Raw genomic sequence first — 17873 nt, 5'->3', positions numbered from 1 at the left:
TCTGTCCCAGTCGTCAGAACGGGCGAGCCCATGGGAGACGGCGACAGCTGGTAAGGAAAGCAAGTTCATTATAGCGCCATGCTCCTGACAACATCCTGTCAGGAGGGTCTAAAACTTTTTGGCGTGGAGTGGACACACCTTTACACAACCAGACACAACCGTGCAGGTCCATGGCAGGACCCCATAGCGGTATATAATTGAACCAAGGCGAATGCCACCATACACAAGCCACCTGAGTCAATCGGGTGGCTTTTTGCGTGGATTCATATCGCCTGGAAAGGAGGGGGCAAAAGCCATGATGCGAACTGCTGCCAATGTTTGAGCCACCATTTTTCGCCGGACGACAGTGTTCCTCAAGGACGACTGCCATCCGTATCCGGTTGTCAGCGAAACAAAAAAACAAGCAAAGAGGTGAAACGAAAAATGAAAAGCAAACTCGCCTGCCTGCTCCTGCTGCTGCCGATCCTTTTCTCTTTCACAGGGATGCCAGACGTCCTTGCGAAAGCGGAAGAGGGCGCTTTCGACGGCATCTATCAAACGGACAGGCAGCTATTGAATCAGCAAAACACGATGAAGTTTTTCGAGAGTGTCGCCCGGAAAAAAGGGGACGAAAAGCTGGCGCAACAAATCGCCACGAAAGCAGCCGCCCTCGCCGAGAAGAACAAGGCCCTTCATGTCGCTCCGAAGGCTGCCGGCCGGATGGCCCAGCGAGCAGCCATCATGAAACATCTCCACGGACAGAAGGGCAAGCTCGAACAGCTGCAGGCCGACTACGAGCAGCAAATTGCTGCTTATTGGAAGCTGCTTTTGCCTTCTTTTTCCGCCGAAGCGGCTCCGTCCTCGCTCCTCCCGCGTATGGCCGCTTTCACGGCAACAGGCGCTGTCGTGGATCCATTCGAGCCCAATGACAGCGAAAGCCAAAGCTACCCCATTACCGTGGGAAATCTGTACGACTCCAAGCTTTCCTCCAGTACCGACCAGGACTTTTACCAGTTTCAATCCGGTACGCTCACGGGAAGCCTGACAGTTACCCTGACGAATCCTGCCGATAAAGACTACGACCTCATCGTCATGGAAGCGCCGAGCAATGTGGTAGGGTTCAGCATTTATGAAAAACTGGGAGGTACGGAAACCGTGACCTTTCAGGTGAAACCGAATACGACCTACTACATCGGGGTATTCAGCTTCAATCGCCATTTCAGCACGACGGACTACTATCACCTCAGTCTCAGCAAAGTGACAGCGGTGCTTTCGCTTGCATCGCCAATCGACATCAGCTTGCCAGTGGGCGAGGTGCCTGCGTATCGGTTTACCGCGCCGGTCAACGGCACATACCGCTTCTTCACGAGTCCGTATGGCGGTTTTGGGGCGCCGTTTGACACCATTCTGGTGATCTTTGCAGACGAACAAATGCGTCAGCTCGTCGGATTCAACGACGAAGCACAGGACGGCCTCCTCTTCTCGGAAATGAAAGTCCCGATGACCCAAGGTGAGACCTACTTCGTCTACGTTTCTGACGGACAGGAAACAGGGGTGCATGCCCGACTTACCGTGGCTTTGGACGCCAGCGCGAAAGCAGCATCCCCGGTGATTCACGAATCGGCTGCAAACGACGGCAGCATCGAGGAAACACAGGTCATTTCGCTCAGCAACGGCACGTTTGCGACCGATGTGGCAAACGGCGTGACGGTAAAAGGGCTGCCTGCTGGACTTACGCCCGTCATCACGCGCAACAGCGATACGCAGATTACGCTGAAATTCGCGGGCAAGGCCGTAAATCACGAGAGCAAACACCACGTGGAGGGCGTCACCGCCACGATCTCCAAGGACAAGGTGCCGGGGGCGGTGGCCGATCTGGTGACCAATCCGTTCGGCTTCGTGTTTACAGATACGGACGGGATCGTCGTATCCACCCCGCAGGATATGAATCTGGGGGCAGGGCAAAGCAAAATTCTGAAATTGACAGCGCCGTTCTCCGGCCCTTACGAAATCGCCACGACGTACTACGGGGGAGCGGCCGGCGAAGGGACGAGCAATACCGTACTCGGCCTGTATGAGGATTATGGCCAGACGCGCCAGCTAGCTTTCAATGATGACGGGGACCATCCGCCGTTTTCCCGATTGACACCTTCCTTGAAAAGCGGACAGGACTACTACATCGTCCTGTCGGGTGCAGGAGGGGGAAGCGTTCATGCCCGTCTGTCCGTACGCTACCTCGGCGTGGAGTATGTGTACAACGCCAAGGGACAGCTCATCTCGACCAGGCAGAACGGCAAGGTATTGACGGAATGGCAGTATGACGGAAACGGAAACGTCATTCGAAAAATTGTTCATGAATAAATGAAAGAGAGAAGGGATACGCGTGAGAAGAAACAGTTGGTGGAAAAAAGCGGTCCATGTCGTGCTCATCGCCTCTCTGCTGCTGCCCAGCGTGGTGCATGCCGAGGAAAAGACTGGTCCCGGACAGCCTGAAAAGCTCGACGGAACGGCCGATACGAAGCAATGGCTGGAGGCAGCCAAAAAGGCCATGGAAACGGCGGCTGCCCGCAAGGCAGAGGAACCGGATGCTGTGCCGGACATGACAAAAACGGAAGTTCTCGCTGCACAGTGGGATTCTCTGCCCGCAGAGGAGGTATGGGAGCTGTCCAGGTCGCTGGACCGGAGCGCACTACAAGTCGCCGCGTATTTTTATCCGGAGTGGGACCGATTCCTGTCGCACAATGAGCAAGTGGAGAAGAATGCGTGGGACGACCAGGGGGTGATGGAAAAGCTCAAGAAGCTGGGCGCGGAGCAAAGGGGGCGCTTGGAGGGGAAGCTGCCAGTGATTGCACAGTTTGTCCGGCAGTGGGAAACGGCAAGACTGGCGCAAAGCCAAAAGAGTGAAGCCGGAGCCTCTATGGATGTTCAAGCAAGTGCATCCGCTTTGCCGCCGGATGCAGACTACGATCCCAAAGGATTGACCTACCAGTATCGACGGACGGAGACGGACAACCCGGTGGACGAGCTGTATCGGGCGGCGAACGTCAAGGAAACCGACCTGCAGCTAGATGGAAAGCATGGCATGGGTCTTACACTGGAGCGAACCTATTCCTCGCTGGATGCGGCACAACAAATGGGTTACTACTCCTCTAGCTCAGGAAACAGAACGCGTTCCAACTTTGAATATGCGGAAGCCTACCACATGGGGTTCGGCTGGAAATTAAATTTGCCCAGCTTTGACGAAGTCGACAAACAAGGTTCCAAGTGTACCTACACAGCAGGGAAAACCTCTGCCACGTGCAATCTGGTTTTGGACGGAAAGCGGTATATTTTTACGCTGGAAGACGGGACAGTCCTGGAGTCCTCCAGCAAGCAAGGAGATTGGGTCAACTATCCTTACAGCGGGGCAAAGATGACGGGATACGGGCAGGGTGACTATGACCGCGGCGTCAAAGAGGTAGTAAAGCTCACCATCGATGGGTACACCTATACATTTTTGCATCAGCTCGGCGGCGACGACCAGTATGGAATCGATATCGTAAAGAAGACCAACGTTCATGGGGACAGCATTACGTATCGAATCTCACGGGATCCAGGAGTTCCTATTGAAATCTTGGATAGTGTAGGCCGCTACATCGTCCTCGAGAAAGACAGGAACAGCAATCTCGTCAGCTACGTCAAAGTATATGCGGATGAAACGAAAACCACATTGCTGAAATATTTGGAATACGACGTCAACAACAATTTGGGGCAGCTCAATCAGGTCATTGAGCATGATGTGTCCGGGGGTGGCGGGGATAAAGTCGTCGCCCAATACACGTATTACGATCCGACCTTGTACGGGAAGGCAGAATTCAACTTTCAGCGGTATTATTACTTTCCGGTGAACAAGGATACGCAAACCATCATCCTGGACGAGAACGGCAGAGAGTCTTCCGCTTACGTCTCAGCGGACAACAACGGGCGAGGTGTCCTCAAATATCTGCTTCTGCAACGCGTCAAGTACCCCATCGAAGGCCTCACGATGACATACACGTACAGCCCTTATCAGCCGGATGTCACGGACTTCTTGGGGCGCGGGGTCGTACGGCTCTACTCCGATGAGGAGAAATTGGCGTACATGAGCTATCATCCAGTGACCTCGGTGAATTTCCGCTTTAGCCAGACGGCTCACCCGGATACGCAGGTAGCCCGGACCTATTCCTTCACGAAGTATTACCCGCTGACGAACAAAGAGATCTGGAAAACATCCAAGGAAGCATCCACACGGTTGAAAGACCAGTCAGTACGGGACGGTGCCGTGGTGGTCAGCCAAACCGTTCAGGAAGGGCTGCCGAGCATCGAGCGCGCATTTGCCCTGAATGTGGACAACAGCTTTTTGCCGCGTTACGTAAAGACTTACATCGGCAGCGGAGCGGATACCGATACGATCTCTGGACAGCTCAAATTCACAGAGGACGGCAAGGAATACCGCTATTCTCCGGTCTCGTATACGAGCTACCTGTATAACAACAGAGAGAACAAGCCCAGCTACATCTTTTCGTTCCTGGGACGACCGGCATCTTTTACGGGCGATGAGGATGTGTACGCGTTTCTGCTTGCGCCAACCGACAGCCGCCTTGACAAGGTGAAGGCAAGACTGGCTCCCTACGCCCAAGTGACGGAATACGCATACAACAGCTACGGGGATGTCATCAAGGAGGTCGATCCGCAAGGCAATACCACCACGACGAAGTACCACCCGGCCACGAGCACCTTCCTGCGCTTGCCGGCCGAAGTGAAGAAGACGGCGGCAAACGACGCCAGCCACTACCATCAGGAGACGTACACGTACCTGAACAACCTGCTGGCGACGGAAAAGATCGTCGATTCTTACCCGGATGGGACCGGCGTGAAAGTGGATCAAGTAGACCGTACGTATACGTATACAAATAAGCTGGTTTCCTCTATCACCGAGTCTAGCACCGGGGCGGACAGTAAAACACTTACTCAAAACATCACAGCATACGATGAATTGGGACTGTACCCTGCGACGATCAACATGCGTGTAGAGGTAGCGCCGGGCGTTCAGTCTACTCTCTATCACTCCTTTGTTTACGATAAGCTGGGGAGGGTGGAGGCTCGGATTTATCCCGATCTGAGCTACGTGCAATACCAGTACGATGTGCTCGGCAGGCCCACCAGCGAGAAGTTTACCAACCAGGGAGAATCCCGGACGATTACCTACACATACGACGATACGTCCCGCAAAGCGACGGCGACCATGCCGGACGGCACCAAGACTTTTACTCACTTTACGCCGTTTGGCGAAGTCGAGTACAAGGGCCAGATCGGAACAGACGGCAGTGTCCGTCCGCTTTTGTACAACACGTACTCGCTGGACGGCAACCACCTTCTGACGAGCGAGCCATACGCCTTGAAGGAGCGGGCGACGACGTATGTATACAATGAAGACGGCACGGTCTGGCAGAAAAAGGACCCGATCGGAACGACGGTCTACCTCACCGCCAATACAATCCGGGACAATACGAAATTTTTGCCGGCTACCACCAAGCTCACGGTCGCTCCCAACGGGCTGCAAGCCACGGAGTACTACAATCGCAACGGGCAACTGGAAAAGCAGACGGAACGCAGCGGGGACGGAGCCCAGAGCAGGACGAGTGTGTTCGCCCATAACGACTTCGGCCAGGTGATCCGCAAGACAGAGCGGGACCAAAGCGGAAACGAACGCTCCTGGAGCTATCGCTACACCAACCAGGGCAATCTCGCCTATCTGCTGGACCCTGAACAAAACACGTATCAATACGCGTACGATTCACTGGGGAACCTCGCGACTGTGACGGAAAACCAGGTCCTGACTACCCAGCACCACTACAATGCACTTTCGTGGAAGATCAGCGAAAAAGATGTTCCGTCCGGCGCAGTGGAGTCGTATCGCTACGATTCCAACAGCAAACCTGTGGCGTTCATCGACAAGGCGGGGAACCGCCACGACTACACGTACACCCCGTTTTACGAGCTGACCAGCGTGCAGACGAAAAATCCGGCTGGCATGGTGACGAATAAGGAAACGAAGGAGTATTTCCCGAATACGTCGCTCTTGAAAAAAGAGACGAACAGCAACGGAGCCAATCTGGATCCGTCCAGCACCACTTACCGCGAGACGAGCTACACGTACGATCCGTTCCAGCGGCTGAGCAGCGTGACGGCGTTTGGCCGCACGTATCAGCTGGGCTACACGGATCGGGATGAGCGAATGGACCAGCTCACCTACCCGGACAAGTCCGTGGTCACGTACCGCTACGACACCGCAGAACGTCTGAAGGAAGTAAACAGCTCACTCTCCGGGGCCGTCCGCTACGATTATCGCGTGGACAACAGCGGGGACAGCTACCAGATCGACTATCCAAACGGCCGCCACGCGGAGCGAAAACAGGATTCTTTCGGCCAGGTGGAAAGCCTCACCGCGATGCAGGCTCAGGCACCGGTGTGGACCGAGTCGAATCAATATTCTTTCGGCAATGTCACCAAGATCCAGCGCAACGGCGTATCCTATCTCTACGAATATGACAAAATCGACCGGCTGAAAAAGGAAACCTTGCCGGATACCACGAATCAATATTCGTACGACGGGCGCGGCAACCGATCCGCGTTTGAAGGGAAAAAGCCGGCGGAGTCCGGCAACACCACTTATACATTTGACGGGCGCAACCGCCTGCGCGGAGTAACCGACGAAACGACCGGCGCCGCGACCACCTACACGTACTACGGAGACGGCCTGCGTGCCACCAAGGCGAAAAACGGCGCGGAGACGAGATATGTCTACCTGAACGGACACGTCATCGAGGAACTGGATGCTACCGGGAATGTCCTGGCCCGCAACATTTGGGGCAACGAGCTGCTGTTCCGGAAAGACTTCGCATCCGGGAAGGGCGGCTATTACGGATACAACAGCCATGGCGACGTCGTTTCGATCACCGACGGCAGCGGGAACGAACTGAATCGCTACGAGTACGACACGTGGGGGAACATCGTCTCCAGGACGGAAGGGATGTCCAATCCGTTTGCGTACAGCGGGGAGATGTATGACGACGAGTCGGGGATGTACTATCTGCGGGCGCGGTATTATGACCCGAAGGTAGGGCGGTTTGTTTCGGAGGATACGTATAAGGGGCAAGTGGAAAATCCGCTTAGTTTGAATCGGTATACGTATGTGCATAATAATCCGTTGAGGTTTGTTGATCCGAGTGGTCATAAACCCGCACCTTATGCGGATTTGAACGAAGAAATATTTGAAACGGACTTTCTTAAAGTAGCTAACGGTTTACGAAGTTTAGAAGGATTTTCGGAACAAACTAAGATTAAAATGAAGCAAAGAATATACCAGTCAGCTTTTAGGGATGGGTATGATTACTTTGTTGCAGGTTTATCATTAGGTGTGTTTGCTGTTGAGGCAGTTGTGGCTCTAGAGGTATCTGCTGCTTACTATGGCTACAGATTTACTTCGCGAGGTACTCCTATTTCAAATGGAGGAGTATTAGATAAAGCAAACTTTGCCCAAAAAACTTACGGAAATAACTTTAGTGCGAAAGGCTCACAAATATATTCCGATATGGCAGGTACCCAAGTTAAAACAGTAAATGATCTAGTTAACGCAATTAATAACGGCAAAATTAGTCCATCTCAAATTCCTATTGACTATATTGTCAGAGATGGAAACACTCTTATCTTAAATACAAGATCGGCACAAGCACTAACACAGGCGGGAATTCCTCGAAGTCAGTGGAATGTAATTAACAGAACAGGTGATAGCCTCTATGAAGAACTTTTAACGGGGCAATTAACAAGAAACAAGTTAACATCTGAGGGTATCCCAACCGTAAGACCTGGCTTAATTGATTAAAAGGAGATGAAATTTATGAATGCCGAGAAGCTTTGGACATTTCCAGTTCCTTCAACAAATATTGCAACAAAGGTATTAATGACTTATGAAGGGGCAAATGTGGTTCTAAAATTTGATTATTTTGATGAAGAAGATAACAATAGGACTTACAATGGGAGTGTTACATTTAACACTGTAGTAGCTTTTCGGCATTCAGATGAAAAGTTTACTAAGCCTGAGTATATACGCACTAGTTACGATACTCTTATTGAGGTGCGCGATTCTAATTGGATAAAAGAGTTGACGGATTTAAACCGTGAATATACTAAGCAGAGGAATTTACGACACTTTGCAATTTACCTAGATAGTTACGGTTTATATGAGTTTATTGCGGTTCGTTATGATTTCATCGAGAAGCAAGAAGGCACTTTGAAAAAGGATGAATGAAATGGACATTTTAAAACTTAGTAAAGAAGTCTCATACGCTCTTAGACATGCCCCTCACGAGTATGAGTTGGAATTAGATAAGGATGGATGGGTAGAAGTTCATCAGTTACTAGAAGCATTAAGGGAAACAGATCAATGGAGAAATATTCAAGAAGAGCATTTGTTTAGCATGATTAATACCTCTGAGAAAAAACGGCATGAAATTTTAGACGGAAGAATAAGGGCTTTGTATGGTCACTCAGTACCACAAAAGATTACAAAAGAGATTAAGCAACCACCTGATGTTCTGTACCACGGCACTGCAAGAAGGCTTGTAAGTTCTATAAAGGAACATGGGCTTTTGCCAAAAGGCAGGCAATATGTCCATTTATCAGTAGATGTTGAAACCGCACTACAAGTTGGGAAAAGAAGAGATGAGCAACCGACTTTGTTAAAAATTAATGCAAGAAAGGCTTGGGATCACGGTACAATCTTTTATATTGGAAATGAAAAGGTTTGGTTAGCTGATGCTATTAGCGAAAAGTATATAACTGTTTGCTGAGTCAAGATCACCCCAAACGAGTAATCAACAACTCGTCTGGGGTTTCTCTTTGCGTTCTGGAACCGTCCCCCGCCCGCTAGGCTAGGAAAACAAAGCGCAACACGCACCGCTAATGTTAAGCTCCTAAGAAAGCGAAGCTAGGCATTTCTGGGGATGAGGGCAGGGAAGATAAAGAACTCTGTCCGCCCCTGCCGCGAAATGGCGCGTCATGGTGCTGTAGAGTGCCGCTATGGAATGCTCGAATTGCATAAGGATTTGCGGAACTGCGGTTCTTGCTTACATTGCAGTGATGTGACAAAATCAAGATTGATTATTGTCTGCCCTCTGAATGGTGGGGGGTATGCATATATGTTAGCTTCTGGCGGTAGCCGCCTAATCTATTAGAGACTAAACTAATAGAGGAGGATATACACATGAACCATCCAGTCAAAGAGTGCATCTCTATGCTGGGAGTATCGCAGGTTTCATTTGCCGTGCTACATGACGTTTCATTTCAACGATTGAAGGCTTGTCTATATGGACACACTCCCGCCATCCCGTCGAGAATCGTAAACGCTCTAGTACAGCATGGCTACGATGAACAGGAAGTACAAAAGCAGTATCAACAATGGCGTAAGTGGAAAGCGGAGCAGGAACTCCTCGCCGCCGCCCGCAATGGGGGAGGTGTAGACAATGAATAGACTACCGTTGGATATTGTCGTCACGTTGATGAGGCGGGAGCAGGTTCTCAATCAATATGAAATTGATCAACTAGCCGCGCTGTTTAGTAAGCACGTTAGAGACGTGCTATCTATGGAAGATGTTGAATACGCACTTGCCTGCTATCTCTCTAAATCAAAACATAACGATGTCGTTTACAGGAACAGTGTATTGGAGAAAGTGGTACGCTTCATGAATCAGTACGGCTGGCATCTATCGGATGACTTCAGAGGTTACTATAAGAAATATGCGTTGTTTCGTTGACCTTCCCCCGCTGCATGGCGGGATTTTCTTTTTGTGGGCTTCTTTTTGCGTATAGAGGCAGTTTTTAAATCGGGGGGCGGGCGAGTTTGAGACTGTGGCAGCCTTATTCTTCATATGTCATTGATTATGCTCTATCTTGGTTATCTATGAAGACTGTTTTTCCTTGTCCCTGTTCTCTAAGAAATGACTTGATGTTTCTCTCTATGTATATTTTGGCAGTCTCGCATCTTTCTCACCCCCCGCCCCGCTCCGCAGGGCGGGATGTATGAAGGAAGGAAACTGCTTCTCCCCCTTATGGGGGGAGAACACAGGGATATATGAAGGTTAGGTTCCCTACCAGACATTCAAACGTGCCCATGTGTAGCTTTACCACGTGTCGGTGAAGGGAAGTCACCGCGCTCTGTCCAGGTTCTCTGTCTTTCGACACTACGACGGATAATATGGGAGACTTTAAGCATCACTTAAAGCATAGAAATCTCGTCCCACTTCTAACGTGTCTTGCATTGGGCATGATGAGTGCCGAGCCAGTTTTTAACGTGTTCTCCTGTAACCACGCTTATCGCAGGTATAGTTAGTCCCTATACTTCATCTATACGAGATAGGTGAGCGAAAGTTAATAGTATACTTGAAAATCTATATTCACTTTAGTGTATTAAAATCGCAAAATTTGGGATATGAAATCCTGTTTTTTGGGATATGAAATCCTGAAATTTGGGACATGAAATCCCAAAATTTGAGCACAAAGAATATAAAGATAATAACAATCAATCTGAACATAACCAAAGCTAGTATTCCCTCGCTGTGCTCGGGACTATCTTTAAGGAGTCTACCACTATTCTGTAGGCTCTTATTATTATGCCCTCCCAGCCCCCTCCAGCCTCGCACCTCATTTCCTAAAAAATTCCCTGTCGGTATCATGCCATCCCCTCGTCCGTAAGGGCGGAGATTGCTTTTCCTAGGTAGTGGGCGGGTAAGCATTCCTGTGTCTAACGCTACCCAAATCGATTTTATTTTTTAATTCCATTCCCCGAACCTCCCCCTTTACAATCCGCTCTGTATCAGGCTAGATATATCCAACACATCAACAAAATGCCCTTTGACAATCACATATCGGAAGGTGAGCTATTCGCTCATTTGCTTCCTGACATACATCCTCGTGGCGTGTAAGACAAGGACACGATCTTGACAACCATGTGCTTAGCAATGGGTAAGCGTTACGAAAACTGGAATTTCCGAAACGGGGTGAGCAGATGAAGGATTTGTCACAGACACAAAAACAACTGACAGATCAAGAAATCACGCTTTTGCGGAAGATGGAAACCTGTGAGGCGTATCTGTCTGTCATCTTTGCCTACACGGAGCAAGAGGGGCACAACTACCATCTCGTAGCCATCGAAGAGATCATGAAAGCCGTTTGTGCACTCCAATGCGAATGGCTGGCGGAATTAAATCATATCAGGCTGGAGAAAGCATTTATCACCAACCGACTACAGCATGAAGGAGGGAAAGAGCGATGAAAACACGGGTTGTCGGCTATGTCCGCGTTTCTACTCAGGGACAAGTCAAAGATGGATACTCCCTTGCTTATCAAGTGGAGGAGATTCAGCGTTACTGTGCCCACCACAACCTTGAACTGCTCGACATCTACAAGGATGAGGGCATTAGCGGGGCAAAGGTGGACGAGGATGATCTAGCCATTGAGCGGGATGGATTACAGGAGATGCTATCTGACCTCAAATGGCGAGACGTGAAATATATCGTTGTACTGAACACTTCCCGCCTATGGAGAGCAGATATGGTCAAGGTACTTATCCAGCGGGAGCTTAGACGGAATCAAGTGGACGTAAAAGCCATTGAGCAGCCGAGCTACAGCATTTATGCTCACGACCCCAACGACTTTTTGGTGAATGGCATGATGGAATTATTAGACCAGTATCAAAGGTTAGAGATTGCCCTTAAATTGAGCAGAGGAAGACGCAAGAAAGCCCAGCAGGGAGGGTATGCGGGTGGAAGGGTTGCTTATGGCTACAAAGCGACCAAAGGACAGAAAACGCTCTCTGTTGACCCTGTACAGGCTGAGACTGTCCGCAGAGTCTTTGATCTGAAAGAACAGCATCCTTCATGGTCACTGGCACAGATTGCAGCAGAACTCAATCAGGAAGGCTATACAACGGTGCAAGGCAAGCCATTTAGCAAAGTACAGGTAAAGCGCATGTTTATGGCAGGATAAAAGTGCAGAGAATTGCGGCGGAAAACTGCAGAGTTCCACCGCAATTCTGAGGCCATGAAAAAGGCACTTGCCAACATCCCCCTACAAAATCTACCCTTGGATTTGGCGAAAATCTGAGGGAGTGAGAGGAATGTTGAAAGTGCCACAACAACAGTATATCCGATTTTTGCGAGAAGTCGAAGGGTGTTCGATTCAGGAAATTGCGGAACGTGTCCAGGTGAATTGGCGAACCGCCAAGAAATATGCGGATCGCGACGATTGGAATGAACCGGTATGCAAGCGAAAAGGCCGCCATCCGGTGTTGGGACCGTACTTAGAGATTATTGACACATGGCTGGAGGATGATGAGCGTCTTCCACGCAAGCAACGCCATACAGCCGTCCGCATGTTTCAGCGGTTACGGGATGAGTACGGCTTCCCTGGCGGGCAGCGAACGGTATCCGAATATGTCTCCAAACGGAAGAAAGCCATGGCAGCCGAACGAGCCGAACATTTTGAGCGTTTGGAGCATCCAGGTGGAGAAGCTCAGGCTGACTTCGGGACGGTGTACGTGGTCAAGTCGGGAGAACTGGTGGAGCGGAAAGTATTGACCCTGTCGTTTCCGTACAGCAATGCCGCCTTTGTGTTCCCGGTTCCGAAAGAAAACACGGAATGCTTTCTGGAGGCCTTAGGGCGGCTATTTCAGCAAATGGGAGGGGTTCCTCGCAAGATTTGGTTTGACAACTTGTCCGCTGCTGTTGTGTCCATCCAGCAAGGCGGAAAACGAGAGTGTACGGAAGCGTTTCGGCGTTTCTGCGCCCATTACCGCTTTGAGCCCCTGTTTTGCAATCCATACAGCGGCCATGAGAAAGGCCATGTGGAAAACAAAGTGGGGTATGGACGCCGGAACTGGTGTGTTCCGCCACCGGTTATCGATACGCCGGAACAACTGGAGACGTATTTGGCGGAAGCTGCCCGTGCGGATATGCAGCGCCCTCACTATGTGAAAAAGCAAACCATTGCCGAGTTGTGGGAGCAAGAAAAATGCAAGCTGCTGACGCTGCCGACGACACCGCTGGAGATTTTCCGGCTGGAGACGTGCCACCTGAACAAATACGCTGAGCTGTCGTTTGACGCGGCTCTCTTCCCGTTGCCGCAGTGTCGGGCCATGCAGCCGGTTTTGGTGAAAGTCAAGTGGGATGTGCTGGAGGTGTTAACGGCAGACGGGACATATACCCCGATTGTGACATTGCCTCGTCCCTATACGGAGAAAGTCATTTCAGTAGATTGGAAGGCGGTATTGAAGAGATATGAAAAACGCCCGCGGGCGGTGATGTATTCTTCCTTTACCAACATGATGCCTCAGGCGCTCCAAACGTTTTTGACGGTGGAAGACATGAATGCACGAAAAGCACGAATTCGCCTGCTCCATCGATTGCTCGACACCTATACGTTGGAGGAAATCGGGCAAGTACTGGGAGAATTGTCGCATCAGCAAGAGCATCTGGCTGTTGCCTTGGAGCATGCCCTTTACGCGATAAAACACCCTGTTTTCCGCCCGGAACCGTTTTCAGAGTCGCATACACCCCCTGCCCTTCACGGGCAGATACCCATGCTGGATGAGTACGACCGGATCCTGGGGGTGAGGGTGGAATGAGAGAAGAGCTGGCAAAGGTGTGCAAAACTTTGCATTTGGCGCATGTGATGGAAACCTATGAACAGGTGCCGTTTGAAGATCGGGAGAGCTTCTTGCTGGGAGTCTTGCGGATGGAGATTCAACGGCGGGAGGAGACAAAGCTGAAGCGACTGATAAAGAAAGCCGCGTTTCCCCAACTGAAGACACTGGAAGATTACGCTTTTGAGGCAGTCACCTTACCGGAAACATGTACAAAGGAGGGATTGATCGACCTACGTTTTTTGGAGCGCAAGGAAAATGTGCTGATGCTGGGAAAAGTGGGCACGGGGAAGACCCATCTGGCAACAGCGCTTGGCGTAGAGGCGTGCCGAAGGGGATATGCCGTTCGATTCTTCCGTGTTCCCGATCTGGTTGCGCTCTTGCAGGAAAAACACGCGAATGGGGCACTGATGCGGTTTCAAAAAGAACTGGCAGACTGTGAGTTGTTGATTTTGGACGAGGTTGGGTTTGTTCCCTTTCACCAAACGGGGGCTGAGCTGTTGTTTCATGTTATCTCGGCCTGCTATGAGAGAAACAGTGTGATTGTGACGTCGAATTTGGAGTTTGGGCAGTGGAATACGGTGTTTGGAGATACGCGATTGACGGCAGCCCTTGTGGATCGCCTCGTCCACCACGCCCATATTCTGGCGTTTACCGGAGAAAGCTACCGACTGCGCCATGCTCTATCCAGCATGAAGTCTTCCTAAATTCTTTTGTATTGATGTTGGCAGTGTTCTGCATAAATTGGCCGCCAAACTCTGCATTTTTGAGTTGCAAAATACAGCGCATCCTAGACCGCGAGGGCTTTTACAGAGGAATGTATCGCTATGGTCAGATCGAAGCCAAGGGAGTACATCAGCCCATAATCTAGCTTTTCGTTACTTAACTGAGAGCAATTCATCTCGTATAGAGCAAGTAAAGACGGTAGTAAGAGATTGCTTGCGTATCTTTGCGGCTTGTCCGCTCGAACTGAGGGTGCAACCTTACTGATAAAAGCCGTCTCAATACCATGCGGTATGGAATGGTTGCTCATGGGTTAGATTTTTTGCTTACGTGTCTTTGTAGCTTGTCTACTTGATCGGAGGATGCAAACTCTAGCTCATCAGTAACCATTCGATACTGGAGAGGAGTCTGTATATGGAATATCAAGACAATATGATCTATGTGGGAGTTGACCTGCACAAAGAGCATCATACGGCAGTGATCATTGATGATCGGAATAGGAAGTTGGGCGAAATTCAATTCCTGAACAAGCCCGCCGCCTTTCCGCAACTTCTACAGGAAGTAAAGAAGTACACGAAAAGAGGCATGAAAGCTGTCTATGGATTAGAAGACATTGGCGGGAATGGCAGAGCGTTAGCGGTATTCTTGGCAGAAAGCAACTGCTGGGTAAAAGAAGTGAATCCCGTTCTTTCTACTGCAAGGCGGAAAAGCCATGTGACGGTATAGAAATCAGATAGCTGGGATGCTGAATGTGTAGCGCGGGTACTGCGAGACGAGTTAGAGAAGTTGCCAGATGCCAAGCCCATGGACTTGTATTGGGCACTGAGCCAGCTAGTCACTCAGCGGAGATCGTTGGTGAAAAACCAATCCGCAACCAATCAAAAGTTACATCAGCAATTGAGTTATCACTATCCAAGTTATAAGCAGTTCTTTTCACAGGTAGATGGAAAGACTGCTCTTTCGTTTTGGAAGAAGTACCCTTCCCCACGTCACTTGGCGGGTGTGACCGAAGAGGAATTAGCGCAATACTTGCGGAAATTGAGCAATTACAGCCTATCCAACGGGAAAGCTGCTCAAATTCTCGCGCTGATAAAAGAAGACGGCGACACAACAAGGGACTTTCAAGACAAGAGGGACTTTATTGTGCAATGCCTTGTCCGAAACATCCGTTTTAACCAGGTCGAGATGGCAAAGGTTGAGGGCGAAATCAAGGAATTGATGACAGGTCTAGGCTTTCAGCTTGAAACAATGACGGGGATAGACCTTGTAACAGCGGCAGAGTTAGTAGCGGAGATTGGCGACATTCACCGCTTCTCCACCCCCGAAAAACTGGCTCGTTTTGCAGGAATCGCCCCCGTCTTTGCTGGTTCGGGCGGGAAGGGGAGGAACTATAAGAGCAAGCAGGGAAATCGCGTCTTGCACGAGATAATCAAGGGCATAGCCATTCGCCAGATAGCGGTTACGAGAGGAAAGAAAGAGCCACGTAACCCATATTTCTACTCGTACTATGAGCAGAAGCTGGCGGCGGGGAAAACGAAACAACAGGCAATTGTGTGCATCATGCGTAAACTGGTGAATGTCATTCACTATCTCATGAGGACAAAGGCGGCGTACGTGATGCCTACCGTTTCAGAGAAGCAAGCAGGATGATAGAATGGTGGTAATTGGAAAGCAGTTACCGCCTTCTTTCTCGGCAAATAACGGTTTATTAACTAGGATACGTATAAGGGGCAAGTGGATAATCCGCTGAGTTTGAATCGGTATACGTATGTGCATAATAACCCTCTTAATAATGTTGACCCAACAGGGAATTGGTGCGAATCGAAAGATGGCAAATATGCTCATGCAGGTTCTTGTAATAACAAAAGTAATAACAGTAGTTTCGAAGCGGATTATAAGCATGACAATGATTTTATCAAAGAAAATGGGGTAATTACTGGGGTATATCAACATGTCGAAGGTGCTAGGGAAGATGTAGCACTAGAGGTTAATACATTCCTATTATTCGCTCCATTACCGAAATTCCTATGGGGTGGTAAAGCGGCGGCGGCAGGAAAAACGACGGTAACCGTTTGGGATTCAATAAAGGTTACCCAAGCCGCAGTTGCAGGCACAAACATTCCAAAATCTTTCGTCCTAAATGGGCTAAAGGCAGGCGGACATGAACTATGGGTACATCCAAATGCAACTAAGCATATGGTTGATTACATGTTGAAAAACCCAGAAGTAATAAATCTTAGCATGAAGAGCAAGCAGATGATTGAACAAGCAATGTTAACTAGCTTTAGGACTGCGGTTGAGAAAACAATACCAAATCTTAAATCTGGGAGGAAATTTATGAATATAGGACAATGGGAGATAGGAATCAATGTTACTGAGAAAGAGGCAGTGATTTATCATGCATTATTCAAGTGATTGGAGGATTGTATTTTGAAGTTACTTTGTTCGTCTACTACTGGTAGTTTTACATCTCTTTCACGCAGTATCGAATATATGGGAGATAAATTTGTACTTGTTACTATTACAGTAAATGTACCTGAACCTGAGAAGTCCTATTACTTAAGGGGAGGCTTTCAATGGAGGTTGTATGGTCAAGCTGAACCTTTGACTGTATCGTTGGACTTAAGGGACGATTTTGTTCTTAATGGTGGGGTTTTGAAAGAAATCAGATTTTTTATTAGTGAATCTGTTGTACAAGGGTCTGATCGGTTTCATTACCATCAAAAGCCAAAAGGACTCCCTTTAATAAGTTTTGATGAAAAAGAAGCGCAACATGGATACTATCATGAGGAAAAAGGAAATTTCAGCTTCCATCTAGTAGATAACTCCTTGTATTGTTTGTTTGATAATATGGAGAGTACATCGGTGGTAGAAGTAAATGAACAATTAAGTTGTATATTTGACAATCAAAACGCACTTTCAGGTCTAAAATTGCAAAATCTTAGTACCGAAGAGATAATCGTGTTCAAAGAAGCAAACTTACTATAATTTCACACCTTACCCCAAACGAGTAAACAAAAACTCGTCTGGGGTTTCTTTATTTCTCTAGTAACTGCCATGAAGGAGAGTAAGATAGACCCCAGCAATTTGATATGAAATGGGTGAACGAAAGAGCAGTAGCAATATCTTTGCCAGAAGTAGCAGCAACGAAAGAATAATGTACATATATTAAACATGCAGTCTAAAATTGCACCCCTTAAAGTAAGCATTGGAATAACCCGGTGGTTTGCCGATGAACTTCAAGAGGTGTATTTTTTATAAAGTATATCCAGATTATAGTCGATGTGCACTGAGTTTGTTTGAGGTTCGGAAAGAAATAGATTAAGGTATTTTAAAAGGTTCGGACTGAGACGTTAGAAAGGCTTTCAGTGGTACTGTAATAATCAGTAGAGCGGATTGAACAATCTCAGCAGGATATAGTTGTCGGGATGCTAAAGTTAGTCAAAAAGTTGAA

11 protein-coding genes and 2 pseudogenes are annotated in these 17873 nt (G+C 48.9%); all 13 read left to right on the top strand.

Annotation, left to right across the window (positions count from 1 at the left end):
* The first annotated feature begins 423 nt into the window (after positions 1-423).
* The 13 genes and pseudogenes from RGB73_RS27005 to RGB73_RS26940 all read left to right on the top strand — a co-directional run bounded on the left by RGB73_RS27005 (position 424) and on the right by RGB73_RS26940 (position 17407).
* Complete coding sequence (locus RGB73_RS27005) at positions 424-2340, top strand: hypothetical protein (protein WP_310766226.1); 1917 nt, start codon at positions 424-426, stop codon at positions 2338-2340.
* 22 nt (positions 2341-2362) lie between these two features.
* A complete protein-coding gene (locus tag RGB73_RS27000) occupies positions 2363-7882 on the top strand; it encodes an RHS repeat domain-containing protein (protein WP_310766225.1) in 5520 nt (1839 codons plus the stop codon).
* A gap of 15 nt (positions 7883-7897) precedes the next feature.
* Positions 7898-8308 carry a hypothetical protein gene (locus RGB73_RS26995; RefSeq protein WP_310766224.1) on the top strand — a complete coding sequence of 137 codons (411 nt, stop codon included), beginning with the start codon at positions 7898-7900 and terminating at the stop codon, positions 8306-8308.
* Position 8309: 1 nt separating this feature from the next.
* On the top strand, positions 8310-8849 hold the full coding sequence (locus RGB73_RS26990; RefSeq protein WP_310766223.1) for an RNA 2'-phosphotransferase: 540 nt from the start codon (positions 8310-8312) through the stop codon (positions 8847-8849).
* A 413-nt stretch (positions 8850-9262) separates the two neighbouring features.
* Complete coding sequence (locus tag RGB73_RS26985) at positions 9263-9529, top strand: preprotein translocase subunit TatA (protein ID WP_310766222.1); 267 nt, start codon at positions 9263-9265, stop codon at positions 9527-9529.
* Positions 9522-9812: a hypothetical protein gene (locus RGB73_RS26980; RefSeq protein WP_310766221.1), complete on the top strand. Its 291-nt coding sequence runs from the start codon at positions 9522-9524 to the stop codon at positions 9810-9812. Before RGB73_RS26985 ends, RGB73_RS26980 begins: the two co-directional genes overlap by 8 nt.
* A gap of 1250 nt (positions 9813-11062) precedes the next feature.
* Positions 11063-11329: a hypothetical protein gene (locus RGB73_RS26975; protein ID WP_310766220.1), complete on the top strand. Its 267-nt coding sequence runs from the start codon at positions 11063-11065 to the stop codon at positions 11327-11329.
* Entirely contained in the window at positions 11326-12042 is a 717-nt protein-coding gene (locus tag RGB73_RS26970; RefSeq protein ID WP_310766219.1) for a recombinase family protein, read from the top strand. The genes RGB73_RS26975 and RGB73_RS26970 overlap by 4 nt, the downstream gene beginning before the upstream one ends.
* 130 nt (positions 12043-12172) lie before the next feature.
* On the top strand, positions 12173-13678 hold the full coding sequence (gene istA, locus RGB73_RS26965; protein ID WP_024985199.1) for an IS21 family transposase: 1506 nt from the start codon (positions 12173-12175) through the stop codon (positions 13676-13678).
* Entirely contained in the window at positions 13675-14403 is a 729-nt protein-coding gene (gene istB / locus RGB73_RS26960; protein WP_023555238.1) for an IS21-like element helper ATPase IstB, read from the top strand. The genes istA and istB overlap by 4 nt, the downstream gene beginning before the upstream one ends.
* 430 nt (positions 14404-14833) lie before the next feature.
* Positions 14834-16069, top strand: a pseudogene (locus RGB73_RS26950) (IS110 family RNA-guided transposase).
* Between the two features lie 66 nt (positions 16070-16135).
* Positions 16136-16834 (top strand): annotated as a pseudogene (locus tag RGB73_RS26945) (RHS repeat-associated core domain-containing protein); the annotation flags it as partial.
* Positions 16835-16849: 15 nt separating this feature from the next.
* A complete protein-coding gene (locus tag RGB73_RS26940) occupies positions 16850-17407 on the top strand; it encodes a hypothetical protein (protein WP_310766217.1) in 558 nt (185 codons plus the stop codon).
* Positions 17408-17873 lie beyond the last annotated feature (466 nt).

The sequence above is a fragment of the Brevibacillus brevis genome (assembly GCF_031583145.1).
Taxonomy (GTDB): domain Bacteria; phylum Bacillota; class Bacilli; order Brevibacillales; family Brevibacillaceae; genus Brevibacillus; species Brevibacillus brevis_E.
The sequence above is the reverse complement of the archived record's forward strand: the minus strand, read 5'-3'. Positions and strand labels throughout refer to the sequence as shown.